The organism is Spirochaetota bacterium (assembly GCA_017999915.1).
In the GTDB taxonomy this organism is placed as follows: Bacteria; Spirochaetota; UBA4802; order UBA4802; family UBA5550; genus RBG-16-49-21.
Genome location: JAGNKX010000003.1, coordinates 307,044 through 331,822 on the forward strand (window position 1 = coordinate 307,044; position 24,779 = coordinate 331,822).

General features: G+C 55.2%; 18 protein-coding genes. 13 read left to right on the forward strand and 5 right to left on the reverse strand.

Features of this window, described 5'->3' with window-relative positions:
* Positions 1–9: 9 nt before the first annotated feature.
* The gene (locus KA369_06970; GenBank protein ID MBP7735699.1) at positions 10–810 is read right to left on the reverse strand and encodes an enoyl-CoA hydratase/isomerase family protein; all 801 of its coding nucleotides are present in this window, start codon (positions 808–810) and stop codon (positions 10–12) included.
* Positions 811–919: 109 nt separating this feature from the next.
* Positions 920–2,092, reverse strand: a complete 1,173-nt coding sequence (locus KA369_06975; GenBank protein ID MBP7735700.1) for a thiolase family protein — start codon at positions 2,090–2,092, stop codon at positions 920–922.
* 401 nt (positions 2,093–2,493) lie between these two features.
* On the opposite strand from KA369_06975, the gene KA369_06980 reads away from it, so the two are divergent.
* From KA369_06980 to KA369_06990, 3 genes are all read left to right on the forward strand, one after another.
* Positions 2,494–3,093: a YkgJ family cysteine cluster protein gene (locus KA369_06980; protein MBP7735701.1), complete on the forward strand. Its 600-nt coding sequence runs from the start codon at positions 2,494–2,496 to the stop codon at positions 3,091–3,093.
* A gap of 184 nt (positions 3,094–3,277) precedes the next feature.
* A complete protein-coding gene (locus tag KA369_06985; protein ID MBP7735702.1) occupies positions 3,278–5,728 on the forward strand; it encodes a SpoIIE family protein phosphatase in 2,451 nt (816 codons plus the stop codon).
* Between the two features lie 292 nt (positions 5,729–6,020).
* Positions 6,021–6,827, forward strand: a complete 807-nt coding sequence (locus KA369_06990; protein MBP7735703.1) for an SDR family oxidoreductase — start codon at positions 6,021–6,023, stop codon at positions 6,825–6,827.
* 41 nt (positions 6,828–6,868) lie between these two features.
* Here KA369_06990 and KA369_06995 read toward each other — a convergent pair whose 3' ends face one another.
* Both KA369_06995 and KA369_07000 read right to left on the reverse strand, forming a co-directional pair.
* Positions 6,869–8,122: a glycosyltransferase family 1 protein gene (locus tag KA369_06995; protein ID MBP7735704.1), complete on the reverse strand. Its 1,254-nt coding sequence runs from the start codon at positions 8,120–8,122 to the stop codon at positions 6,869–6,871.
* Between the two features lie 27 nt (positions 8,123–8,149).
* Complete coding sequence (locus KA369_07000; protein ID MBP7735705.1) at positions 8,150–9,424, reverse strand: radical SAM protein; 1,275 nt, start codon at positions 9,422–9,424, stop codon at positions 8,150–8,152.
* Positions 9,425–9,679: 255 nt separating this feature from the next.
* On the opposite strand from KA369_07000, the gene KA369_07005 reads away from it, so the two are divergent.
* The 9 genes from KA369_07005 to KA369_07045 all read left to right on the forward strand — a co-directional run bounded on the left by KA369_07005 (position 9,680) and on the right by KA369_07045 (position 22,302).
* Positions 9,680–10,210 (forward strand): gluconokinase, encoded by a 531-nt coding sequence (locus KA369_07005; protein MBP7735706.1) that lies wholly within the window; start codon positions 9,680–9,682, stop codon positions 10,208–10,210.
* A complete protein-coding gene (gene gndA, locus KA369_07010; GenBank protein MBP7735707.1) occupies positions 10,203–11,621 on the forward strand; it encodes an NADP-dependent phosphogluconate dehydrogenase in 1,419 nt (472 codons plus the stop codon). The genes KA369_07005 and gndA overlap by 8 nt, the downstream gene beginning before the upstream one ends.
* Before the next feature lie 90 nt (positions 11,622–11,711).
* Positions 11,712–12,350: a cyclase family protein gene (locus KA369_07015; protein ID MBP7735708.1), complete on the forward strand. Its 639-nt coding sequence runs from the start codon at positions 11,712–11,714 to the stop codon at positions 12,348–12,350.
* Positions 12,351–12,690: 340 nt separating this feature from the next.
* Complete coding sequence (locus tag KA369_07020; GenBank protein MBP7735709.1) at positions 12,691–13,980, forward strand: NAD(P)/FAD-dependent oxidoreductase; 1,290 nt, start codon at positions 12,691–12,693, stop codon at positions 13,978–13,980.
* A 118-nt stretch (positions 13,981–14,098) separates the two neighbouring features.
* Positions 14,099–14,584: a hypothetical protein gene (locus KA369_07025; protein MBP7735710.1), complete on the forward strand. Its 486-nt coding sequence runs from the start codon at positions 14,099–14,101 to the stop codon at positions 14,582–14,584.
* A 51-nt stretch (positions 14,585–14,635) separates the two neighbouring features.
* On the forward strand, positions 14,636–15,559 hold the full coding sequence (locus KA369_07030) for a TFIIB-type zinc finger domain-containing protein (protein ID MBP7735711.1): 924 nt from the start codon (positions 14,636–14,638) through the stop codon (positions 15,557–15,559).
* Positions 15,560–16,018: 459 nt separating this feature from the next.
* Positions 16,019–20,524, forward strand: coding sequence for a hypothetical protein (locus tag KA369_07035; GenBank protein ID MBP7735712.1), 4,506 nt, complete (start codon positions 16,019–16,021; stop codon positions 20,522–20,524).
* Between the two features lie 169 nt (positions 20,525–20,693).
* The gene (locus tag KA369_07040; protein ID MBP7735713.1) at positions 20,694–21,845 is read left to right on the forward strand and encodes a glyceraldehyde-3-phosphate dehydrogenase; all 1,152 of its coding nucleotides are present in this window, start codon (positions 20,694–20,696) and stop codon (positions 21,843–21,845) included.
* 121 nt (positions 21,846–21,966) lie between these two features.
* Complete coding sequence (locus KA369_07045; GenBank protein MBP7735714.1) at positions 21,967–22,302, forward strand: hypothetical protein; 336 nt, start codon at positions 21,967–21,969, stop codon at positions 22,300–22,302.
* A 49-nt stretch (positions 22,303–22,351) separates the two neighbouring features.
* Here the strand turns inward: KA369_07045 and KA369_07050 are convergent, their stop codons facing one another.
* Entirely contained in the window at positions 22,352–23,209 is an 858-nt protein-coding gene (locus tag KA369_07050) for a pirin family protein (protein ID MBP7735715.1), read from the reverse strand.
* A gap of 355 nt (positions 23,210–23,564) precedes the next feature.
* Between KA369_07050 and KA369_07055 the strand changes: the two genes are divergently transcribed.
* Positions 23,565–24,767 carry a DUF763 domain-containing protein gene (locus tag KA369_07055; GenBank protein MBP7735716.1) on the forward strand — a complete coding sequence of 401 codons (1,203 nt, stop codon included), beginning with the start codon at positions 23,565–23,567 and terminating at the stop codon, positions 24,765–24,767.
* Positions 24,768–24,779: the final 12 nt, after the last annotated feature.

Sequence of the window (24,779 nt, forward strand, 5' to 3'; positions counted from 1 at the left end):
TAATTATGATCAGTTGCCGGTGAATTTCGGTTTTCGTTTGTCAAGGAAAGCCCTGACAGCCTCGGCATGGTCCTTCGTCCTCGATGCGGCGAACTGATAATGGACCCCGATGTCGGTGGACAGCTCCAGGGGCTGGCCGCCGATCTGGTTCATGGCTTTTTTTATGATCCCGACCGCAGCGGGTCCCCGCGCCAGCCGACGGGCCAGCTTTTCCGATTCGGGCAGTAGCTGGTCCGCGGTCACCACCTTCTCGACCAGGCCGATACGGTAGGCCTCCTGGGCGTTTATAAGCTCGCCGGTATAGCAGAGATAGCGCGCCATGCCGGGACCCACTATTTTAGGCAGGAGGCACATGCCCACTTCCGGGACAAGACCCATGCGGACGAAGAACTCGCCCAGCTGGGCGGTATCAGCGGCGATGCGGAAGTCGCAGAGCAGGGTCATCTCGAAGCCGGCTCCCAGGGCGAAACCTTTCACCGCGGCGATAGTGATCTTGTCCAGGTTATAGAGGTCCATGTAGAGCTCGACCAGGGGATCGAAGTATTCCTTGAATTCCTTGTGGCTGAGATTTTTGAGGGGCTCGATGTCAAGAGCGACGTCGCCCCCGGCGGAAAAGTGGTCCCCGGCGCCGGTGAAGATAAGGGCCCGTATCGTCTTATCCTTCTTGGCATCGGCGTATGCTTTTTGAATTCCCTCGAAAAGATCGGGGCTGAAGGCGTTAAGCTTATCCGGCCTGTTGAAGGTCACGATGGCGTAATTATCCTTCACGGTTACAAAACAGCTTCCGTATTCCCGTATTTCTTCTTCCATGGGCCGCCTCCTTGAGGTTCCTCCCCCTTGATGGGGGAGGGAAGGTGGGGGTGATGATAAGGACGGTTTCACCCTCCCCGGCCCCTCCCATCAAGGGAGGGGTGACGCTTTATACCCTCTCAAATATCGTCGCCGGCGCCTGGCCGCCGCCCGTGCAGAGCGTGACCAATGCGTATCTTCCTTTGCGGCGGATCAATTCATGAATGGCGGTAACGGAAAGGCGGCAGCCGCTGTTCCCCACAGGGTGGCCCAGCGCGAGAGCGCCGCCATTGACATTCAGCCTGTCCATGTCAGCACCGAGCTCCTTCGCCCAGGCCAGCGGTATCGGCGCAAAGGCCTCGTTGACCTCGAAAATGTCTATATCTGACAGTTTCAGTCCCGCCTTTGCCAGCACCTTCGGTGTGGCGGTTATGGGTCCGGTGAGCATCAATATGGGATCCGAGCCGACCACCGCATTGGCAACGATCCGCGCCAGAGGCTTTAAACCGAGCTCCTTTACTTTGTCACCGGACATCACCATTACGGCTGATGCGCCGTCCGTGACGGTGCTTGACAGGCCCGCGGTCATCCACTCCGTCCCGGGGAGAATCTTGAGGGCATTGAGGCCTTCCCTGGTCACGCCGGAGCGGACCGGCTCATCGGTTTCGCAGACAAAGGCGTTGCCCTCCTTGTCCAGGCCCCTGGTCGGCAGGATCTCTTTCTTGAAATATCCCTCCCCGGCGGCCCTGGCGGCCTTTTCATGGCTCGCAATGGCGAAGTCCTGGCATTCTTCTTTGGTGATTTTCCACCGGTTCGCAATGGCCTGTGCGGAGCCCATCTGGTTCGGTATTCCGTACTTTTCCATGTAGCCTTTGCTGATGGGATGGCCCGCGCTCTGACCGTTTGAAAGAGTGCAGTTCAAGTCTGATGCTATGCCGTACTTTGACATGACTTCGCAGCCTGACGCGATGATCATATCCATCTGGCCTGAAGCGATCATCCCATATGCAATCTGGATCGCGGAGAGACCGCTCCCGCACTGGCGGTTCAGGGTGATGCCGCCGATAGTTATCGGCAATTTTGATTCGAGGACCGCCATGCGGGCCAGGTTGAATCCCTGCTCGCCGACCTGGTAAACGCAGCCGGTGATCACATCGTCTACCATGGCTGCGTCTATCCCGGCGCGGTCTATAGTTTCATTCAGGATAACGGCAAGAAGCTGCGGAGCCGAATATTCCCTGAGGTACCCTTTCTGTTTCCCGACCGGCGTTCTGACTGCGCTTGTAATATAAACATCTTTCATGGGGACCACCTCCCAATATTTTTAGTTGACATATTGTAATACAATAAGTCAATAATTAATTTGTCAACAGCCCAATAATAATCACTCTTTCCGGTTTTATGTCGCATTTCTGCTTGACATTTATAAGCCGGAATTTATAATACGGCGCAATAATTGAGATGTAACCAACGCAATTTTGGATGCACCTATTATTAGCGCCGCCGCTGAAGGGTCGGCAAACTCGGGGGAGTTACAAATGGGCAGCTCAACGCCAGATGACTATCACCAATGTCATCACCATGGCCAGTCAATCTTACCTATACGATCACGTCTTAACCTTAGCCGCGATTCTCTAATAGTACTTGTAACGTGTTGCATGCGCCGATATGAGCGCGTGCCAGTGATATAAAAAGGGGGGAGTCATGTCTAATTATTGTCTTGAATGCTCGAAACAGGGAATGGATTGCTGCAGGGAGTCTCACGCCAAGTTTCTTACACTAAAGGACGCCCAGCGGATAGCCGCATACCTGGGAGAGGAGATTAATTCGTTCGCCCTCTATGGCGAATTAAATGAAAAAGATAAAGAGGAATACATCTACATACACAAGCACCAGAGCTACTACTACGACCTGACCCTGGAGGACGAACGGCTACTGCAGCTTAAGGAAAAGGCCGACGGCTCGTGCTTTTTCCAGGCGGATGACGGACAGTGCAGGATATACCCGGCGCGGCCCCTCATATGCCGCACCTATCCTTTCTGGCTGTCCGATAACGGTGAGTTGATCTTCGACGGATGCAGTTCCGACTGCCGGATCGTGTGCGCCATCACCGGCAATGACGATCCCGAGGATGTCACCAAGCTTGAGGATCCGGACGGGACCTGCCGCAGCCGGGCGCTGGCGTATATTGGCCAGAGCGGGGACTCGATGAAAGAAGTGCTGGGACAGATGATGAATGAAATCGAAGATTACAAGATGAACATAAAATCCTTTGTGGCTGTCAATGCCGTTCCGGTGCCATGACGGGGCTAGTCCACTGCAAGGAACGCTATACTTTTAATCCAGACATCCGATAACACGGATACACAAAAGCATTATGTGCGAATCGTAAAGCGATCGCCCCTGTCCCTGCCACGCCTCAACAGTAATTACCTTGACATTTCGATTTGCCCGTATGATCGTATTTGAGTAAGGGTACGGATGACCCATGGTGTGGTTATATAACATCTATTTTCTCTCAAACATAATCGCCTTTACCGTAATGGCGGTTGTGATATATTTCGCGTTCAAGAACAGGGCCATAATAGGAGCAAAGGCCTTTATAGCCCTGGCCCTGCTGCTGGAAACGGGTATCCTCGTTGACGCCATGGCCATGATCAGCGCCGGCGAAGAGATGGCCCTGTTCTGGTACTCCCTGAGGTTTATCGCCCTGGCGGGCGTCCCGCCGGTATGGCTGGTGTTCACGCTCCATTACACGGGCCGCAGCCATCGTCTCACGCCGGTGCGCTATGCGATGCTCTTCGCGATTCCTGTTTTGACGCAGATAATTCTCTGGACCAACGGTATCCATGGTCTCTGGGTTATCCATGATGTTGATTTTTTACGCGCAGGGCCGTTCATGATCGCGAATGTCGGCGCGCGGGTCCAGGGTCCCTGGTTCATGGTCCACTCCGTTTTCGGTTATTGCTGCCTGCTCTTCGGTATTACGCTTATTTTCCAGTGGTCCTATCACATGTCACGGCTTTACCGGTCCCAGGCCATGGCGCTCTGGCTGGGCATGATAATCATGACTGCCGGGTCGGCAATTCCCACGTTCAATCTTATCCCCGGACTAATAGTGAATCCGATCATCCTGGGGCTCGCGGTGAGCGCGCTCTTCTTCGCCTGGGCAATATTCCGCCACCGTTTTCTCGACATGGTGCCGATTGCCAGGGATAGATTGATCGACAGCATGGAAGACTGCATGTTCGTCATAGACCGGATGAACAGGATCGTTGATATCAACGAACCCATGCAAAGGCTCGTCGCGGAGGCCTTCCTGGAAATCCACAGCGAGGTGCCGGAGTTGCTGATCGGTCAGCCAATAACGTCTTTGATTCTGCCCTGGCGCGACCTGGCGATGCAATTCAAGGACACGATGGATATCAAGACGGAAATAGTTTTGGCGCTTGGCGGGACGGACCATTATTACGACCTCAAGATTTCGCCCGTCATGGATAAAGTCGGGCAGCAGATCGGAAGGATTATCGTGCTTAGAGATGTCACCGGTCACAGGCTGATAGAGGATGAACGCAGGCTCAGCGAGGCCCGCCTGGACGCGCTGTACAAGCTGAGCCAGACCGACTTCCCCACTGAGAAGCAAACCGTCGACTACGCCCTGGAAGAGGCGGTGCGGCTCACGGGCAGTGAAATCGGCTATTTCCATCTTGTCAGCGAGGATAAGGTGAGCCTTGAGCTTTTCACATGGTCCAGGAAGGTCATGAAAAACTGCACAGCGTCAAAGGACCGCCATTACCCCCTGTCCATGGCCGGAGTATGGGCGGATTGCGCCCGCACAATGCGTCCGGTCGTCCACAACGATTACCAGAACCTGCCCGGCCGCAAGGGCTATCCTGAGGGCCATTCCCATATCGTGCGGCACATGAGTGTTCCCGTGGTCCGCAACGGCAGGGTCGAGGCCATTTCTGGCGTGGCCAACAAGGGCGAGCTTTATAATGATACGGATATCCGCCAGCTGCAGCTCTTCATGGATGGTCTGTGGAAGATCATCGAGCGAAAAAGGGGACAGGAGGAGCTGGCGCAGGCCTTCAAGGAGAAGGAAAAGCTGTTGGCCGACCTCCAGATCAGCGAAAAGCTGCTCCGGGAGCGGAATGAAAAGATGGAGGAGGACCTGAGGCTGGCCCAGGCGACGCAAAAGGGAATCATGAATTCCGATAAGCCTGGGAGCGACAGGATCAACGTCGACTACCGGTATAAGCCCCTGGAGATGGTCGGCGGCGATTATTTTTCATTTTTTACATCCCGGGACGATGTCATGGGGCTGTTCATTGGGGACGTGACGGGACACGGCATCGCCGCCGCCCTCTTTACTGCCCTCCTCAAGTCGGCCACCAGCCGCGTCTTCCGCGATTACGGAGACACACCCGCGCTCTTCATGAAAAACCTCAACAGGGAATTGCTTGATTACATGACATCCTACTTCGTGACCGGAATCTACTGCGTCTGCTCGCCCTGCGGCGGCATGGAATACGTCGATTTCAAATTTTCGGTGGGGGCCCATCCGTTTCCGATCATTCGTTCCGGAAACGGGGATTTCAGCTACTCCGGCGTGTCCAATGATATTATCGGGCTCACCGATGATGTGAGCTACACCGATACAGTGGTGCGGCTCAATCCGGGGGACCGGATTTATTTTTATACCGATGGAATGCCGGAAACGAAAAACTCCATGGGCGAGCCTATAGGGTTCGGAGATGGCCTGATCGATCTGTTCCGGAAGGCTGACCGGCCGGCTCTCTCCGATACCCTGGACGCCGTCTTCGACGTACTGGCCGGCTACCGGGAAAGCAATCCCCTTCGCGACGACATCACCGTCATCGGCATCGAGGTTAACAAACCGGCCCTTGCCGATGATGATGCCGGCGCGTGTTCAGAATGAGAAGGGCGCTGCATGGCCCGGTGATGGATACATTAAGATTGGATAAATATCCAATAAATTGATTGACAATCCAATTGTTTTTATCAAACTTGAATAATTAATGATGATTAGACAGCGAAAAAATCAGTTTCCGGCCGCATGTCTGCATTAATGTTCTTGACCGTCATACGGCATCTGATGCCATGCTCTCAGCGTCCCGGGAAAAAGCCTGTGCTGTCCGCGCAAGCCATCACAGGATTGAACGCAATACTGACATGACGGCGCGAAAATACAATTACCTATGGGGGATCCAATGAAGTCTTTTGCTGAAAAAAATGTCATTCTCACCGGCGCGGCGACCGGCATCGGGAGATTGATGGCGCTGATGATGGCGGATGAAAAGGCCAACCTCGCACTGATCGATGTTAACGTAAAGAAACTTGAGGAGACGCGCAAGGAATGCGCGGCCAAAGGCGCAAAGGTAAAGGCTTATACCTGCGATATTTCCAATAAAAAAGCAATCGACGGGCTGGTGAAAAAGGTAACGAAAGACTTCGCCCGGATCGATGTGCTTATCAACAACGCGGGCATGGTAACGGGGAAGTTCATCCAGGAATATGACTTCGAGGATTTCCAGAGGGTCATGATGGTCAACTTCGTCGGCGGCGCATACCTCACGCGCCTTATCCTGCCTGACATGATGAAGCGCAACAGCGGCCATATCGTTTTTGTGGCGTCGGCCATGGGTATTGTGGGCGTGCCGAGGATGGGGGCCTATGTGGCGTCGAAGCACGCCATCGTCGGATTTATCGATACACTGCGGATGGAGCTGAAAAAGTTCGGGTATAAAGGGGTGAAAACCCTGTGCGTGTGCCCATCGGCGATCGATACCGGCATGTTTCCAGGATACAAGGCGCCGCCCCTGTCGCCCATCCTCAAGCCGGAAGAAGTTGCCCGGCGAACCCTCAGATCGATCAAAAGCGAATGGACCTACCTGAAGCTGCCCTTCATCGTGAAGCTTATACCTCTAATGAAGATTTTTCCCGCCACGGTAGTCGATATTCTGGCCGGAGTAACGGGCCTCCTGAGTACCATGGACCATTTCCAGGGAAAGAAATAACAATATAATTTTCATGAAGGCGGGGTTGCGCAACCCCGCCTTCATGCCTTTGCGCCGCCCACTCCAGCGTACAGTTCGGTGTCGACAGCGCGTCCCGTCACTATATCCACCACTCCGGGAATGCCGTTCTCGTCCTTCATTTCCACTCCCAGTGCAGCCGCGTTTTTCGCCATGAACCTGTTGTTCGCTAGCTCCGAAAGGGCAAGGGCCAGTTTTTTCACGGTTATCCTTTTAGGAGGCACCGGCGCCGGGCCCAGTCCAAGGGTGTGAATGCGGTGGCCCCAGTAAAACTGGTCCGCGATCTGGGGCATGATGAACTGGGGTACGCCGGCTCTGGCCGCGGTGTGGGTAGTGCCGCATCCGCCATGGTGGGCGACGCCCGCGCAAAGCGAGAAAAGTGTCGCGTGGTTCGTGTCGCCCACGGGGAATATCTCCGGCGGGAGCTCGGTCTTCCCCAGGCCGGTCCATCCCGTTCCCAGGACGGCGCGGCACCGCGCGCGTTTCACAGCATCGAGGATTAGGCCGGTGAATGAGTCGGAATCATCGACGCTGACGCTGCCGAAGCCGATATAGACCGGCGGCGGGCCGTCCTCCAGGAACCGGACAAGGTCCGGGCTGAGGCCCCCGTCGATGTCGCCATAGCAGTATCCCGTGTAGCTGAAATCGTAGTTTTTGCTCCAGCTGCGGCAGGGCGGCGCCAGCACCGGATTGATGGTGAGCACCGTATGGCTGCGGCCGGTGAAATATGAATTCACGCCGCCGATATCGGCCATGCCCAGCTTTCCGCGATATTTGTTGATATGCTTCCTGAACATGAGACCCGTGCCGAAGTTGACCGCGCTCCAGAGGCCCTTGTTGGCTATTGCCGGGAGCTTCTGCCATGGAATGAGGGGTGGGGGATGGTAACCGGGGAGCACCGGCGTGTAGGCGATCCGGTAATGGGGAATGCCGCGGTACTCCGCGACGGTTGGTACGGCCACCTCGTTTACACTGGTGACCAGCATATCGGCGCCCTCGGTCTCGCCTATGAGAAACTCGATCTGCTCGTCAATGGCCCGCGAGAACCAGTCTATGGCGGTCCTGATGGCGCCGATGCCGCTTCCCAGCTCCTGCATGACCATGGCGCTGTCCTCCGAATAGAGAAGCGGCTTCAATCCCTTGCTCCGCGCCCGGGGGCCGAACATCTCGGGCACGCAGATCGACACCTTGCATCCGGCCCGCTTGAGGGCCGCGCCGATCTCAATGATAGGATACACGTCGCCGCGGGATCCGCGGCTCGACAGAACGACGTTCATGGATGTGTCCTCCCGGTTACTGGGTCATTACCGGTAGTTCTCGATACGGGCAGTATCGATCACCGGGAGAACAAAGCCGGGAGCCGTTTCCTTCCTGAAACGCCGGTACGCGGCGGGTATCCGGAAGAGGAGGGCCCGGGGGCTGAATTTGATGGAAGACATGATCCAGCAGCCGTGGGTGCACCAGCAGTTGGCCCTGCCGCCGCCGCCGATCGCTTCGATCTCGCGATTCATCGCGTCGGAATAGAGGGCCGCTGTCAGGTCGCAGCCGTAGTCGCGCAGGTTGCCGATGGGCGGCCGCATCTCGCATGACCTGAAGTCGCCGTTGTGGTCGATGACGAAGGTGGTCTTTCCGGCGGTGCAGTCCATTTTCCAGTGGCAGGGACCGGCGTAGTTGGCGTCCTGTATGTCATTGACGAACTTGATGAATCCCAAAAAGAAGAACTTCGCGAATTTTTTCTTCATGCCGCTGAAGTCCTTGAATATGGCGTCGGCCTGCTGCTCAAAGAGGGGGAGGATCCTCCGCCGGAGCTCCTTGACGCGCTCCGGCGTGAGGGTCTTGATCGACGGATCACGGGTGTCCCCGCGGGGGATCTCGTAAAAGTGCGTGGCCACGGTATTTTTATTGAGGATATAAACCCCCAGGTCAAAGAGTGAATCGTATGCGTCGGGGGTAATGACCGTGACCGCGTTCATGAGAAGGCGCTTGTTGCCCCTGAACTTGTCCCGGGCCTTTTCCATTGTGGCGACGGTTTTCGCGAAGTTGCCCGGTATGCCCCGGTTGGCGTCATGGAATTTTCCCGGGCCGTCGAGGGAGAAATTCAGGTGCACGGTGAGCTCCGGGCAGGAATCCAGGAGACGCTCTGTCTCATCCACGATGAGATCCCCGCAGAGGCCGTTCGTGGGAAGGTTCACCACGCGCACCCCGTTATTGTCGTAAAAGAGCTTCACGATCTCCACCAGCTCCTTGCGGAGAAAAGGCTCGCCGCCGGAAAGCCAGAGCTTGTCGAACTTCGGCGCGCTTTCGGAGACGCGCCTGATTTCGTCGAAGGTGAGGTCGTCGTCGCTGTTGAGCTTCTCGTGGTAGAAGCAGGTGCGGCACTTCGAGTTGCACTTCGACGTGATGAAGAGAAATACGCCCTCGAGCCTCCGCCGGCGGAAAAGCTTGTGCAGAAGTCCCGGCTCTCCCATGTGCATGTCCTTTTCCTGCCTGGGTGAGGCCGAGATTGTATCGTGCGAGGCTGGGTCGGAGTAGTGGGCGCGCGAAGACAGACGTGTAGAAACTGCATGATCTACAGGCATGGTATCCTCCTAAAAAATGGTAATACTGTATTTCAGGGCCGCGGCCCCGGGCGCTTTTTTATATGTACGCGCCTTTTTTTATCTATTGAGATATCCTGGCAAAAGCGTTGAATAATATCAAGAAGAAAAAAAGTTCAATGGTGACTAATTAATTGCCGGCATCATGTTCTTCGTGTTCCACAAAAAGGATTTCTGTTTGACACAATTCCACTTTCATGCAGAATCTTATGCATACATCAAGGAGACCTGTCGGTTATGGTATTTATCGTCATGGGAGTATCGGGTAGCGGGAAGACGGCGGTCGGGAAGCTCCTTGCCGACAGGATAGCCTTTCCATTCCACGATGCCGATGATTTTCACTCCAGTGAGAGCATGGAAAAAATGAAGAGCGGCCGTCCCCTTACCGACGAGGAACGAGTGCCCTGGCTCTTTGACCTCGCGGTCCACGTGGCCCAGTGGAACAGGCATGGCGGCGCGGTGCTGGCCTGCTCCGCCCTTAAAGAAAAGTACAGGGAGATACTCAACTGGAACGGCAAGGAAGAGGTGGCCTACGTCTATCTGAAAGGCGAGCCGGAGCTGATACTCGGCCGGATGAAAAGCCGGACGGGGCATTTCTTCCCGGCCGAGCTCCTGGATAGCCAGTTCCAGGCCCTGGAAGAGCCCGCCCATGCGGTGACGGTCTCCATCGTGAAAAGGCCCGATGATATATGCGCGGATATAATCGACGAGATCATCCGGAGGGAGCTGCTCCCCCTATCATACATAAGGAGCCTTAACATTGGATAGCCGTGACATCGGCATCATAGGCCTCGGCGTCATGGGGAGGAACATTGCCCTCAATTTTTCACGCCACGGTTTTTCCGTGGCAGTCTTTAATCCCGGCGCTCCCGGCGAAGGGGACCTCCTTGCGGATTTCCTCAAGTCCCACGGCTGCGACGCTATCGCCGGCGAGCGGCACCTCGATGACTTTATAGCTCAGTTGCGCAAGCCCAGGGTCATGTTGCTGATGGTCAAGGCCGGCGCGCCCGTCGATGATGTCATCCTTAGCCTCGCGCAGCGCCTTGATCCCGGAGATATTATCATCGACGGCGGCAATTCGCATTACAGAGATACCGAGCGAAGGATGGCAAACCTTGAAAAAGCGGGCATCCTCTACGTGGGATGCGGTGTCTCCGGCGGCGGTGAAGGCGCCCTCAGGGGACCTTCCCTTATGCCGGGAGGCTCGCCGGAAGCGTGGAAAACCATAGGCCCGCTGCTTCAATCAGTCGCCGCGAAGCTCGAAGACGGGACTCCCTGCTGCGAATGGACCGGCCGGGGCGGGGCGGGCCATTTCGTGAAGATGGTCCACAACGGCATAGAGTACGCCATGATGCAGGCCATCGCCGAGGCCTATGACATGATGAGGCGCATGGCCGCCATGGGCGCGGATGAAATGGCTGTCGCCTTCGGGAATTGGAACGCCGGCTGCCTTGGCGGATACCTCATGGGGATTGTCCCCCGCATATTGAAGCAGAGGGACAAGGGGGCGCTCCTCCTTGACGCCATCCTTGACCGAGCCTCCCAGAAAGGGACCGGCAAGGAATCGTCAATGGCCGCCCTGGACATGGGGGTCCCGGCTCAGGCCATGGACGAGGCCGTGGCGGCGCGCCTTATCTCGTCCCTCCTGGAGGAACGGCGCCGGGCCGCTGAGCTGTACCTGGACAACGCCGAATTCTCCGGGGACCGGGAGGCGCTGATTCATGACATCGAAGACGCCCTCTACTGCGCCATAGCGGTATCCCATTGCCAGGGATTTGCCCTCCTGGACAGGGCTTCGGAGGATTTTAAGTGGGATCTTGACCGGTCCGCCATTGCCCGCCTCTGGCGCGGCGGTTGTATCATCCAGTCTGCGTTGATGAATGAGATCGGGAAGATAATCAGCAATAGATCATGGACCGGAAACCTGCTCCTGGAAGAACAATTTGGGGTTCTGATAAGGGAAAAGACAGCCGGATGGCGCCGCTCCGTATCCACGGCGGCGCTCCATGGCATACCGGTGCCAGTGCTGTCATCAACGCTGGCTTATTTTGACAGTTATCGGTCGGCCCGGCTGCCGGCAAACCTTGTGCAGGCCATGCGGGATTTCTTCGGCGCCCACGGGTATGAGCGGATCGATGCCCAGGAGGGCAGGATTTTCAGGACAGATTGGGGAAAATAGTATGGCAGGGTTACCCTCGTTCACGGCCCCTCTCCCGGGTGAGTGGGGAACGGAGAAAACAAAGGTCAAAAAAGAGCATGATAATTCTATATGAAATTTTATGATATAACGGTTCCAATATTAAATACGATGCCGGTCTGGCCCGGCGATCCGCCTGTGATTGTGGAAAGGACGAAATCCATCAGCAAGGGAAATTCCTGCAATCTCACATCCCTGGCCATGGGGGTCCATTGCGGCACCCACATCGACGCGCCTTTGCATTTTATGGATCGGGGGAGGGCGGTCGATGACATCCCCCTGGATGTCCTCAACGGGCCCTGCCGGGTTGTCGGGATAGACGCCAAATCCCTGATCGAAAAGAAGCATATAGAGAACCTCGGCCTGGGAGGATATAAAAGGATTTTATTCAAGACGGCAAATTCGGAACTGTGGAAAAACAACACTGCAGCTTTTTACGAAGGCTTTACGGCCCTGGGTTTGAGCGCAGCGGAATACCTGGCCGAGCTCGGCGTTTCCCTTGTCGGCATCGACTATTTATCCATTGAATCGTTTCATGCGGAAAAGGAACACCCGGTACATAAAATGCTGCTGAAGAACAATATAGTGATCCTTGAAAGTGTCGACCTGTCGGGTGTCCAGCCGGCCGAATACGAGCTTGTTTGCCTCCCGCTGAGGATAACAGGCGCCGAGGGAGCCCCGGTGAGGGCGGTGCTGTATGAAAAGAGCTGACCAATATCAAACAATCAACGGTGTGAGCGGGAGAAACTCACCAAGCATGGACCCGTCATAGGTATCATATGAGAAGACAACTCGCAGAGACACAGAGGCGCAGAGATTTGAGGGTTGTCGTTATGCTGCTAAAATATGTAACCAGACATAATTATTAATATGAACACCAGCATTTATCTGATTCCCTCCGCGAACTCAGCGTCACCGCGACTCTGCGAGATAAATTTATAATATTGATCTAAATCAATGTCATGAATCAACCTGTATGCTATGTTCATTGCAATAGATGTAATAGCAATTATCATATAAGAGGAATTCGACAGATATGGATCAGAAAGATATAAAACACGTGGTCATCATCGGCGCCGGGTTCGCCGGTCTCTGGGCGGTCAAGTCCCTGGCCGGAAAAAAGGGGGTCAGGGTAACCCTGATCGACAAGAATAACTATCACACGTTCCTGCCCCTCCTGTACCAGGTGGGAGCCGCCGAGATCGAGCCGGAACAGATAGCATATCCCATACGCTCCCTTTTGAGAAAGAGCGGAAATGTATCGTACCTCCGCGCGGAAGCGGCCCGGATAGATTACGATGAACGGTACGTTCTGTGCAATAACCAGAAAGTTCCCTATGATTATCTCATCGTCGCTTCCGGAAGCCGGACCGATTACTTCACCGTGGCCGGCGCGGAACGCTATGCATTTCCATTGAAAACGCTGGATGACGCCATGGTGCTCCGCAACCACATCCTCACCTGCTTTGAGAGGGCCGCCTATATCGACGATCCTGCCCGGAGGAAAAAGCTTCTTACTTTTGTTATAGCCGGGGGAGGGCCCACGGGCGTCGAGTTCGCCGGTGCTCTGTCTGAACTGGTGCGGGGCCCCCTCCGGAAGGATTTTCCCGGGTTATCGTCCGGGGATGTTTCCGTGGTGCTCGTGGAGTCGGCTGACCGTGTGCTTTCGATGCTGTCGCACAAGTTGAGCGCCTACACCGTCGGGAAGCTGTCCGGCATGGGCGTGGACGTCCGCCTCTCCGTCCGTGTGAAGGATATCTCCGCCGCCGGCGTTTCTTTCAACGACGGATCGTTTCTCGGCACCGATACTGTCATCTGGACCGCCGGCGTGAGCGGCATCGTGCCGGAATCGTCGACGGAAGCGCCCCTTTCCCAGAACAGGAGAATCAAGACGCTGCCGACCCTGCAATTTCCCGGCCGTTCCGAGGTCTACGTCACCGGCGACCTGACATACCTTGAAGAGAAGGGCGTGCCCCTGCCGATGATAGCGCCCGTGGCGATCCAGCAGGGCCGATGGGCGGCGGAGAATATTTTGCTCCAGATACGGGGGGGAGAAGCCCGGGACTTCACTTACAGGGACCGGGGGGCCATGGTCACCATCGGCCGCAACGCCGCCGTTACCCGTATCGGGAAGAGGGAATTCCGTGGGTTCCCGGCATGGATCATCTGGATTGTGATTCACATCATGAACCTCATAGGCTTCAGGAACAAGCTCTTCGTGATCGTCAACTGGATATGGGACTACCTCTTCTTCGAACGCTCCGTGCGCCTTATCCTTCCGGGCTGCTGCGACAACCCGAACGGCAACGCCTGCCTGCACCGGAGCGGGCGGTGCGGGTAAACCGATATTATTGATTACGGTCGGAGGGACTGCCGTATTCGATTTATGACTGCGCCACGGTTTTTTATGCGGCAAAATTGTTGACAGAAACATCGCCCGGGGTATTTTCTCTATATTTATGATTACTGTCATTATTATCATATGTTTTCTCGCCGCTGCGGCACTGCTGCTTTTTCTACTCTACCGCCGCTCCTCCCTGGCACGTCTACCCGAAGTCCCGGGAGAGATCGTTGTCTGCGAAGAGAGAGGCGTCGCCGTGGACGAGAAGCGTATCAGATTCTATCGCTACAATAACTGCATGGTGCGCCTGACGGACCGTCGCATCGTCATAGCCCAAAAGCTGCCTTTTTCGAAGAGCGCCTATCTCCTGCGTTTCGTCATTGAATACAATTCGACGGAACCGCGGGTCGATGTCAAAGCCATGATCCTCAAGGGATACGTGCCTGCCCTTGTTTCGGCGGGGCAGGTAACGGCGGCGCCGGACGGCGCGGGAGCCGCGGTGACCATCGACATACGGCATGGCAGGGGCGGTTCCGAACGGGTCCTCAACTTTAAAACCGAGCGCGCCGGTGAATACATGCGTGTTTTTCCCAACCGCCCTTAGTCCGATTAAAAACAGTTGAACGATGACCGGTATTGAATTTGGAGTCTGCCAATGAAAGATATTAAGCCCCTTCTCTGCCGTCAGTGCGGCAGCCACGATATGAGGCTGCAAGAGGGAAAGTATGTCTGTCATTACTGCGGCACAATCCATTATGACTCGGGCGCGCGGAGGATTACCGGTTCCGTGGCCGCCTATATTAAAAAGAATAAAATCATCGCTGTCATATCGGCTATGGCGTTTTTCCTGGTCATAGCCGGGTATGCCATGTTTGTTGTTACGGGGCCCGGATCTCCGGAAGGCCATAACGGGAACAGAAGCGATGTTCCAGTCGAAAAATCGGGCGAGCCTGCCGAGGCCGGACAGGATGCCATTGAACCGGAAAAGAAGGTCAGCGCCGAATTCACGGGGATCAGCCCCCTCCCTGATTCCATCGGCAACATCTATTTTGTGGGCATCTATGCCAATACAGGCGAGACCCCGGTGCTCCCGAAAGCCGAGATCGCCCTGCACAACGCGAAAGGAGAGAAGGTCGCAGTGGGCACTGGCTACGGCATCCGCGGTTATCTCCTGCCGGGGGAGAAAATTCCGATCTCCGTCTTGATTCAGAGGGCGCCGGCATACTCCTCGGTCAAGTCCATCGGCGCAGCGGAGGCGCCGTCCTATTATCAGCAGCGGCCGAAGCTTTCTTTCTCCAGGCTGAAGATGAGCAGTCCGGCTCACCGTTATGATTATTACAGGGCCTCGGGGATGGTTAAAAACGCTTCCGGAAAGAACGCGCAGTATGTTCAGGTGGCGGTCACCGCTTATGATGATAGCGGAAGGATAATCGGCTATACCACCGGTTTCCTGGGCCAAACCGTCCTCGGCAACGGCGAAGATGCTCCCTTTAGCGTTGAGTTTCATATCATGAAAGGAAAGCCCGCCCGCTTCGCGGTTGAATACAGCGCTTCGGTGTATAAGCCCCGTAATAAATGAACAGGCTATGCCATTTGTTTCTTGCTGCTGATACATTAAAGTTCTCTCGCAGAGTCGCAAAGACGCAGAGGTTTTTGATGTGCCTTTCATCGGATGAATAACTATACTAACCATCGTTAATAACTTGCATAATATAGTACAACTCTCCGCGAACTCTGCGCCCCTGCGACTCTGCGAGATACTGAATACATATTATTATATGAAATATTGGACAGAGATTTAATTTATTTAAAGAGAATCAACCTGATTCAGGGCATGTCACAGATTCCATTCCCCTCCACTCATCATTTTTTGTTAGCGTCAAATAGCAATATCCGGCAATTGACGCATCACTAAATATTGCTAATCTTTATTTTATTAGGTAGGTGATATTATTATTGTGGACGCAGGAATCGGATCATATAATATGGTAAAGCAGTACGATACAAGTCTGCAACTACTGTTATTTGTCGGGGCAGAATGATCGCTGTCGATGAGAACATTAAGGAACATGTAAAAGAGCTTCTCCTGCCTGTAAAGGACATGGTGGGAGCGGTGCAGAAGACTAATAGCCTCATCGCCGAGCTTACGCACCCCAATATCGACTGGAAATACGCCATCACCGGCCTCCGTGGATACCTCTTCGATTACATCTATGATATTCTCCCCTATACCGGCACCGTCATGCCCGTGGTATATCGCTACCTCCGCGAGGCGACGATACGGAAGAAGGTATCGGCCATTCGCGCCTGCGACACCTTCTTTGACAGGTATATCTTCGTCCTCAACAAGTTTGTCGGCGGGGACGGATCCTTCAATGAACTGAAGCTCTTTTTTGATTCAGTGGTCGGTGATTATCTCTCCCTTCTGACCGGCCTGAGCGGGGACAAGTTTTTTTTCGAGAACATCCACGATCGTTTTTTTACCTGCGGGAGCCTCCTCTGTAAAAATGGCGAGGGGGAATCGCCGGCCATCAAGGCGCTGGCGCGGTTCCTGGTCATGCAGTTCCGAATATACATGGAACGGGCCATTATCGTGCAGGAGCCTGACATACTGGAGCTCTACGGCGTGCTCAAGAACATTGCCGGGCGGGACAGGCTCGTTGATCTTCTCCGGGCCGTGACCGCGTCGGCTTACGCCAAGCGCCTCGAGGAGATCGAGAGACTGGCCGCGAACAGCCCGGCTGAATTATTCACCGGGAAGACAGATATCATCGATTTTAAGCACAACACGAACCTCTGGGAAAAGATATGCCTCCTTGCCAAGGGGTCCATCGAGAGCGGCGAGATAGGCGATGACCAGGCCATAATCAACATATTCGAGTTCCTTATCCGCAAGTCGAACGAGGGCGAGGACCGGCACCTCCAGCTATTCATTTCGCGCACCCTCGCGTCACTCTGCTCCGTGCTGGTCAACAACAGCCGATTCTCTCTTCTGCAGAACGTCATCAACCTTGTCATGCCGGTGCTCCTTTCGGAGGTCGAGCGGGGCGGCAACTTCACCGGGGCCTTTTCGACCATATACAACATAGGCCGGACCGTCATCGAATCGGGAAACATCGGCCTTATCGATTTCTTCGAGGATATCCTGGTGCGTTCGAAGTTCAGCTTCCCGGAGATATCCGGGATCGCCTCGGACTGGTCGGTCATAGTGAACTCGAGCCACCTGGAGAACATCAGGACCTGGATGAAGCTCATCGAGATCAACCCGCGGGTGATGAAGAAGCTCTCGGCGAGCCTCATCGTGAACCTGAAACTCTACGGCGTGTTCCTCAAGGACACCGACGTGTTCCAGCGCGACATCTCGAAGCTCCTGAGCAGCAATTACCGGGACGTGTTCTACCTCATTATTTCCCTGGCCTCGGTATTCCCGGCCTTCTATCATGACATCGGCGCCACGGGGGACATACGCTCCTTCACCGAGCGGATCGATACGAACCACAAGATGGACGACCTGATCCACTTCATGCGCAAGCAGGTCCACGTGGAGTCGAGCAGCCAGACCGTGTCCCTGCTGCAGCGCATCATGGAATTCTGGATGACCGGTAAAAAGACCCTCCTGAAGAACATGGTTCCCTCGGAGGTGTACGGCAACCTGGAGGAATTCTTCCATCTCGTCAACCTCGACGTGGAGGAAACGCCCCGGATGATCTACCAGGAAGCGCTCAGGCGATTTCCCGATCATGGCGAAAAGAAGTTCTGGGATTTCCTGAGTTCCGTCGACGAGAACGATTTCATGGACTTCATAAAGAACGGTGCCTTCGAAGGCGTGTCCGCCGCCGACAAGGAAAGGGCCGTTCATTATTTTTCTCTCTATTTCGATACGCGCCTGCCCACGGAGATGACGAAGATCCTGCATTTTATCCGGAACAAGTTTTCCCTCGACTCATCCAAGAAGATCATTTGGAAGTTCATATACGAGATTTCCGACGATGATTTCAGGAAGATGTTCGACGAGGTGCGGACCCGCGATGTCTCCAAGGTCAACATTGAGAAATTCATCACCTTCCTCCACGTGTACCGGCTCCTCTTTGACAAGTATAACTTCACCGATATCAGGGTCATCGAGAAGCTCGAGCTTTACGCGCGGGAGATCCTGTTCGAGCCGCCTGCCGGCTTCTTCGAGGCCATCAAGGGGCCCGATACGCTGGCTGCCCTGGACGTGCTCCTCAAGGAGCAGCTGTTTCTCAAGGACGAGATCCTTCTTTCAAGCCAGGTCTTCGAGCCTTTGGATACCATCGACCTGAAGCGCCACATCGCCTTCGGGATCCCGTCGATGTACGGCTCCTACAAGGAAAAGAAATTCGACACCCTCAAGGTGTTTTTTCACATGAACCTGATTCGGGTGCGGTTTTTCGAGAAGATCATCGAGGAGATGGATATCCCTTCCGGCGGAGAGCTATCCCTCGGGGACATCAAGAAGGTGCTGAAGCTCTTCATAAAGACCTTCGTGATCGACGGCCTGGCGAACCAGGAAATGCTCAACTACAACAACCTGCTGGAGACGCCCAACCTGAAGCTCTCGCAGCTCCGGGACATCGTGACCCACACCCTGACCATCCATGGCGAGATATCGGACCGCTTCAACGAGACTTTCAAGTACGTGTGCCGCGAGGCGATCCGGAATATCGGCGTGAAGCGCATCGCTCGCCAGTATATCCCGCGGGACAACGCGGAGAAAGCCGATATCATAATCGACCGCTTTGTCCGTAGCCAGATCATGCAATCGCCGCTGCTGCAGCTCTTCGACAATTTTCTCATATCCCTCAAGGAGCGGCTGGTTGCCATGATTGTCGGAGACGGCGATACCGTGTGCCTCAACGAGGTCAAGCGCAGCCCCGGCACCGGCAACAGCGTGTGGGAGGTCATCAGGCTCCTTGACGATCCGAGCGATCCCTACGATCCCTTCGATCCGTACGACGAGGACCAGTACGCGCAGATTCACGACATCAAGAAGATCGCGGAGGCCCACGGCGAAGAGGAGCGGTTCGCGCCGGTCTGGGAGATCGGCAGCAAGGCCCACGGCCTCCTGTTCATCGCCAACATGGAGGGCGTCAACGCGCCGCCGGGCATCATTCTCTCCTCGGAGCTGTACAAGCGCCTGGGAGACGCCATCATAGACGACAAGGAATCGCGCCAGCAGACGATCTATCTCCTGAAGCGCTATATAGACAAGTTCACCGAGAACAGGTTCGGGAACCCGCACACTCCGCAGCTCCTGTCGGTACGGAGCGGCGCGGTCTTCTCCATGCCCGGCGTCATGGACACCATCACCAACGTGGGGATGACGCGGGAGATATTGAACTATTACGCGCGCTCCGACCAGTGGTTTGCCTGCGACTGCTACCGGCGCTTCCTCCAGGACCTGGCCATATCCTTCTACGGCATGAGCCGCCATGTCTTCGAGAACCTGATGTACGATTACAAGGAAAGGGTAGGCGTTGACCTGAAGGAAAAGATGACCGGCGACCAGATGGCGGAGCTGGCCGTGCAGTACTATGACGAGATCAGGAACCAGGGACATTACATTCCCGAGGATCCCTACGAGCAGCTCCTTTTTTCCATCGTTGCGGTGTTCCGGTCATGGAATTCGCCGGTGGCGCGGAAATACCGGGAGCTGGTGAACATATCGGACGAGTGGGGTACGGCGGTCATCATACAGAACATGGTTTTCGGCAATTCCTCGCCGGATTGCATCACGGGGGTGGTTCACAGCCGCTACCATGGCAACGAGAAGATCGACCTCTTCGGTGAATACAAGACGAGGTCCCAGGGCCATGATGTCGTGAGCGGCATTGCCCGGGTGTTTCCCGTCAGCGAGGACCAGAAAAAAGTGTACAAAAGATTTTCGGCCATGCCATCAATGGAGGAGAAGTTCCCCGAGCTTTACAATATGCTCTTCAGCGCGGTGCAGCGGATCCGGGACAAGTGGGGGAACGATCTGCAGATCGAATTCACCATTGAAAACAATGTGCTGTACATATTGCAGGTAAGGGGCATGGTGAACCAGATTTTCGAGGTCGAGGAGCTCATTGATACGCCCGAGGCCATTGAACCGTACCATCTCGGCCAGGGCCTCGCCGCGTCGGGCGGCGTCGTGTCCGGAAGGGCGGTCTTCATGATCGACCGCATCGACGAGGTGAGAAAGAAATACTCCGGCGACAAGGTGATCCTCATACGGCCGGAGACGAACCCGGAGGACGTGGTGGGCATGGAAAAATCCGACGGGATACTCACCTGCATCGGCGGGATGACATCCCACGCGGTGCTGCAGATGCGGCGCCTGGAAAAGACCGGCGTAAGCGATTTTTCCATCATGCACATCGATGAAGACAACAACCAGGCCTATATCGAGTATTCCTCGGCGGAGGACGGCCATGTCCTCGTGCGGGAGGGCGACTTTATTACAATTGACGGATCGACGGGTAATGTTTACATGGGTTATCACCGGACCCGGAAGCGCGGCGTCACGGACGATGTCAATTAAGGATTGAATTGCAGAGCCCCCCTCCCTTGATTGGAGGCTCCCAACGGGAGGTTGCAGTGGCAAGCGCGGACAGGATGTCCGAATGCCGCGGAGGCCATGGATGGCCGTGAGCGGCCCCGGTCGAGGGGGAGGGATGCAATAATAGATTATAATTTTCAGGAGAAGGATCATGAGCACCATATCGCCTAAATCACCGGTTGGAATAAATGGTATCGGGAGGATCGGGAAGCTTCTGACGTGGATAATGTCAACGAAGGACGATCTTGAGGAAATAGTGATTTCAACAGGAAGAAAAACCGGCAAGTCCCTTGAGGACCTTGTTACATATCTCGGGTATGATTCGACCTACGGCCCCTACGCGCGTTTTCTCTTCGGATACAAAAAGGAAAAGGCGATTGAAATAAAGAACGATGCGATCTACATGAACGGCAAGAAGCTGGTATGGATGAATGAATCGAATTTCCGGGCCCCGGGGACCATTCCCTGGTCAAAGTACGGAGTCGAGGTCGTGTTCGACACGACCGGTAAGATGACCGATCCGACATCCAGCGAGGATAACTCGCTGCGAGGCCATCTCAACAACGCCAAGAAGGTCATCCTGACGGCGCCCTTCAAGATCAAGAACAAGGGCACCACGATGCCCGATGACGCGGTCACGGTCGTGGGCGGGGTCAATTTCGACAAGTACGATCCGGCGGTGCACAAGATCATATCCAACGCCTCCTGCACTACCAACTGCTGCGCGCCCCCGATCAAGGCCCTGGTGGAGCATTTCGGGGACAAGTTCATATCCTACGCCCTCACCACGGTGCATGCGGCCACTAACTCACAGAAGGTCCTTGATGTCCTTCCCAAGGACGGGGAAAAGGACTGCCGGAAGACCCGGAGCATCATGAATAATATCATACCTTCGACGACCGGCGCCGCCAATGCCGTCATCGAGGTCATCCCGGAGATCCGCACCCTCGGGATCGGATCGCAGGCGTCATCCCTCAGGGTGCCCACCAGCACGGCGTCCATCGTCATCCTCGACATTTCCCTGATAGGCGAGTATGACAATGCCTATATCCACGGCATTTTCAAGAAATACAGCGAGCGTAACCCCGATATCATGATGTTCTCCGACCGGCAGCTGGTCAGCTCGGACATCATCGGGAGCTACTATTCCACGATATATGACTCGCCCTTCACGCACCGGAGAACGACCAAGCGCGATGAGAAGCTCTACACCATGGTCGACCTGAACTTCTGGTATGACAACGAGTTCGGATATGTGGGCAGCCTCGACAGGCTCTATAACCTTGTTGTCGGCAAGCGGTAGATTCGTTTATATCCCGGGAAATTTTCAGGCGCGGTCCCATGACCGCGCCTTTCTCGTCTCATGAAGTTTTTATCATTGACATCCCCGTGGCACATCATAGTGTACGCGCAGGATTTTACCAATGAAAAGAATCGTTGTCATACATCTCCTCGCGATCGTGGCGGTATTTTCAGCCTGTTCAAAGGATTACAGTAAAGATATAATCGGCACCTGGGACGCGGGGAAGGCCACCCTCAACAAGAATATGACTGTGGTGATCAAAAATGACGGCACCATGACCGCGGAGATCAAGGACCTGGATATGAAGCCCATCAAGGGAACCTACAGGCTTGATGGCGGGCATATAGAATTTAAATTATCAACCATAACTCTTTCATACAGGATAACAAGCGTGGACGGAAAGGCGCTTGTCATGAGAAGCAAGGACGCCAGGATCACCTGGAACCGCCTGGAATAAAACCGCTGGATTCTCCTTCGCTGCTGTCGACGCGATCATCAGCCCGCAGTCATTTCCCCCTTTTGTGCTTGAGAAAGGTCCCATTATAGTATTCATCAAAGGCAATGGCCAGCTCCTGTTCCGTGTTCATCACGATGGGTCCCTGCCAGGCAACAGGTTCCCCGATGGGGTTGCCGGAGACCAGGATAAGCCTAGCCGCAGTATTCCCCGCCGAGATCTGGACGGCGTCCCCTTCGCTGAAAAGAGCAAGGGTCCCCGGGCCGATGGAATGGCCGTCCTGCCCGAAGGAGGCCGTCCCCTCAATGACATAGGCGAAGACCTTGCGGCTCCGCTGCTGTTCCACTTCGAATGTTTTTCCCTCCCCGATGGTTATATCAAGATAGTGCGGGTCTGCCGCAATATCCTGCGCAGGCCCCCTGGTCCCTTCATAATCGCCAGCTATTATTCTCACCGCCACTCCGCCGGATTCGACAATGGGAACGCTCCCCGAAGATATGTCCCGGTACCGTGGTTCGGACATCTTAAGGCCCGCGGGGAGGTTCACCCAGAGCTGGAGGCCCCATAGGAGCCCCCGGTCCTGGTCAGGCATCTCGGAATGAATGATGCCGCTTCCGGCGGTCATCCACTGGGCATCGCCGCTATGGATCACGCCCTTATTCCCGATGCTGTCTTCATGCCGGATGGAGCCCTGGAACATATAGGTCATGGTTTCAATGCCGCGGTGGGGATGCCAGGGAAATCCTTTAACATATTCATCGGGATTGTCCGAGTGGAAATCATCGAGCAATAAAAAGGGATCGAGAAGCGGGACTTCATAATAGCCGAAGACGCGATTGAGCCTGACTCCGGCTCCTTCAAGGGTCGGCTTTCCTTTCAATATTCGCGATATGGGTCTATATTTTTTCATATGTTTCTCCGCTCATAAATGATTTTATAAATATAAAAACAAAGTACCGAAAAGGCAAGATTTTCGACCGTAAAAGGACAAGGTGGCAGTCGTAAACTAGGGGTGCATGGGCCATCCCGCTCGTCCGCCTCGTATAAGCAGAGCCAAATGCGACATCCTGTCGCGGCTCTGCACTCGGACCTCCTGCCCAGCGCACCAGTTGACTCGGCGGAATCGGCGACATCCATGTCGCCTGCTCGCCGGGATGGCCCATGCACCCCTGAAAATTTACTGCTGCCTCAAACAACTATACAAATGTATAGAAAATTACTTGAAATATAAGCCGACTCCTGATAGTGTAATAATAGAGACAGATATGAAACGTTCCGGTTACGCTGATATGCCGCTCCATTACGGCCATGTACCACCTTGGCTCTATGAACGGATGACAAGGCTCGGGGGCGCCATAGTGGAGGCCATCGTCGCCGAATATGGCACATCCGAGGTGCTGCGGCGCCTGAGCGATCCCTTCTGGTTCCAGGCCTTCGGGTCGGTCCTGGGAATGGACTGGCATTCATCTGGAATCACCACCTCCGTGATGGGTTCCCTCAAGCAGGCGATCAATCCCATTTCAAAAGAACTGGGCATCTTCATCTGCGGGGGCAGGGGCAAGCATTCCCGCCGCACACCCGATGAGATCAGCGCCATCGCTGACGCGAAGAGCCTTGACGGCGCCTATCTGGTCCGGTGCAGCAGGCTCAGCGCTAAAATCGACAATACCGCGGTGCAGGACGGATTCCAGATATACCTGCACTCATTCATTCTGACCGATGAGGGTGAGTGGGCCGTTGTCCAGCAGGGCCTCAATGACGGCACCGGCCTGGCCCGGCGCTATCACTGGCATTCGCCTCGCATTACGTCCTTCGTGGAAGAGCCTCACGCCTCGATATACGGCCGTAACCGCGGATGCATCCTTAACCTGGTAGACGCAAAAGCAGGTACGGCGCGGGACGGCATCGTCTCCATCGCGCGGGAGGACCCGTCCGCCATGATGAAGGAGGTCCGGAAGATCATAATGCCGCGGCGCCATGACGTCACCGGGGATGACGTTAACCTGAAGCGTCTCGGCGGCGTTCTCGCCCTGGCCCATGACAGGGGGCTCCGCGATTTCGAGGGCATGCTGCTCCTGGAGGGGCTCGGTCCGCGGACCATGCAGTCCCTGGCCCTGGTGAGCGAAGTCATCTACGGGACGCCGACGCGGTTCGACGACCCGGCGCGCTTCAGTTTCGCCCACGGAGGGAAGGACGGTAAGCCCTTTCCCGTGCCGTTGCGCGTGTACGATGAGACCATTGAACAGCTGCGAAGCGCGGTCAACAGGTCAAGGATCGATCATTCGGACAAACTGAAGGCTTTGAAAGGCCTTGCGAAGGCCGTGCGGGTGATCGAGGAAAAGCACGATCCCTGCGCCGATTTCGATAAGACAATAGAGATGGAGATCAGGGATTCCCACCGTTATGGCGGGCGCACCGTTTTCGGGGAAGTGAAAGGCCCTGACGATGAGCAGCTTGAATTATTTTAATATGGAGGGAAG

Coding starts and splice junctions, on each gene's coding strand:
- KA369_06990 (MBP7735703.1), top strand. CDS start 6,021: ATGAAGTCTTTTGCTGAAAAAAATGTCATTCTCACCGGCGCGGCGACC.
- KA369_06985 (MBP7735702.1), top strand. CDS start 3,278: ATGGTGTGGTTATATAACATCTATTTTCTCTCAAACATAATCGCCTTT.
- KA369_07040 (MBP7735713.1), top strand. CDS start 20,694: ATGAGCACCATATCGCCTAAATCACCGGTTGGAATAAATGGTATCGGG.
- KA369_07030 (MBP7735711.1), top strand. CDS start 14,636: ATGAAAGATATTAAGCCCCTTCTCTGCCGTCAGTGCGGCAGCCACGAT.
- KA369_06970 (MBP7735699.1), bottom strand. CDS start 810: ATGGAAGAAGAAATACGGGAATACGGAAGCTGTTTTGTAACCGTGAAG.
- KA369_07035 (MBP7735712.1), top strand. CDS start 16,019: ATGATCGCTGTCGATGAGAACATTAAGGAACATGTAAAAGAGCTTCTC.
- KA369_07045 (MBP7735714.1), top strand. CDS start 21,967: ATGAAAAGAATCGTTGTCATACATCTCCTCGCGATCGTGGCGGTATTT.
- KA369_07055 (MBP7735716.1), top strand. CDS start 23,565: ATGAAACGTTCCGGTTACGCTGATATGCCGCTCCATTACGGCCATGTA.
- KA369_07005 (MBP7735706.1), top strand. CDS start 9,680: ATGGTATTTATCGTCATGGGAGTATCGGGTAGCGGGAAGACGGCGGTC.
- KA369_06980 (MBP7735701.1), top strand. CDS start 2,494: ATGTCTAATTATTGTCTTGAATGCTCGAAACAGGGAATGGATTGCTGC.
- KA369_06975 (MBP7735700.1), bottom strand. CDS start 2,092: ATGAAAGATGTTTATATTACAAGCGCAGTCAGAACGCCGGTCGGGAAA.
- KA369_07015 (MBP7735708.1), top strand. CDS start 11,712: ATGAAATTTTATGATATAACGGTTCCAATATTAAATACGATGCCGGTC.
- KA369_07050 (MBP7735715.1), bottom strand. CDS start 23,209: ATGAAAAAATATAGACCCATATCGCGAATATTGAAAGGAAAGCCGACC.
- KA369_07000 (MBP7735705.1), bottom strand. CDS start 9,424: ATGCCTGTAGATCATGCAGTTTCTACACGTCTGTCTTCGCGCGCCCAC.
- KA369_06995 (MBP7735704.1), bottom strand. CDS start 8,122: ATGAACGTCGTTCTGTCGAGCCGCGGATCCCGCGGCGACGTGTATCCT.
- KA369_07025 (MBP7735710.1), top strand. CDS start 14,099: ATGATTACTGTCATTATTATCATATGTTTTCTCGCCGCTGCGGCACTG.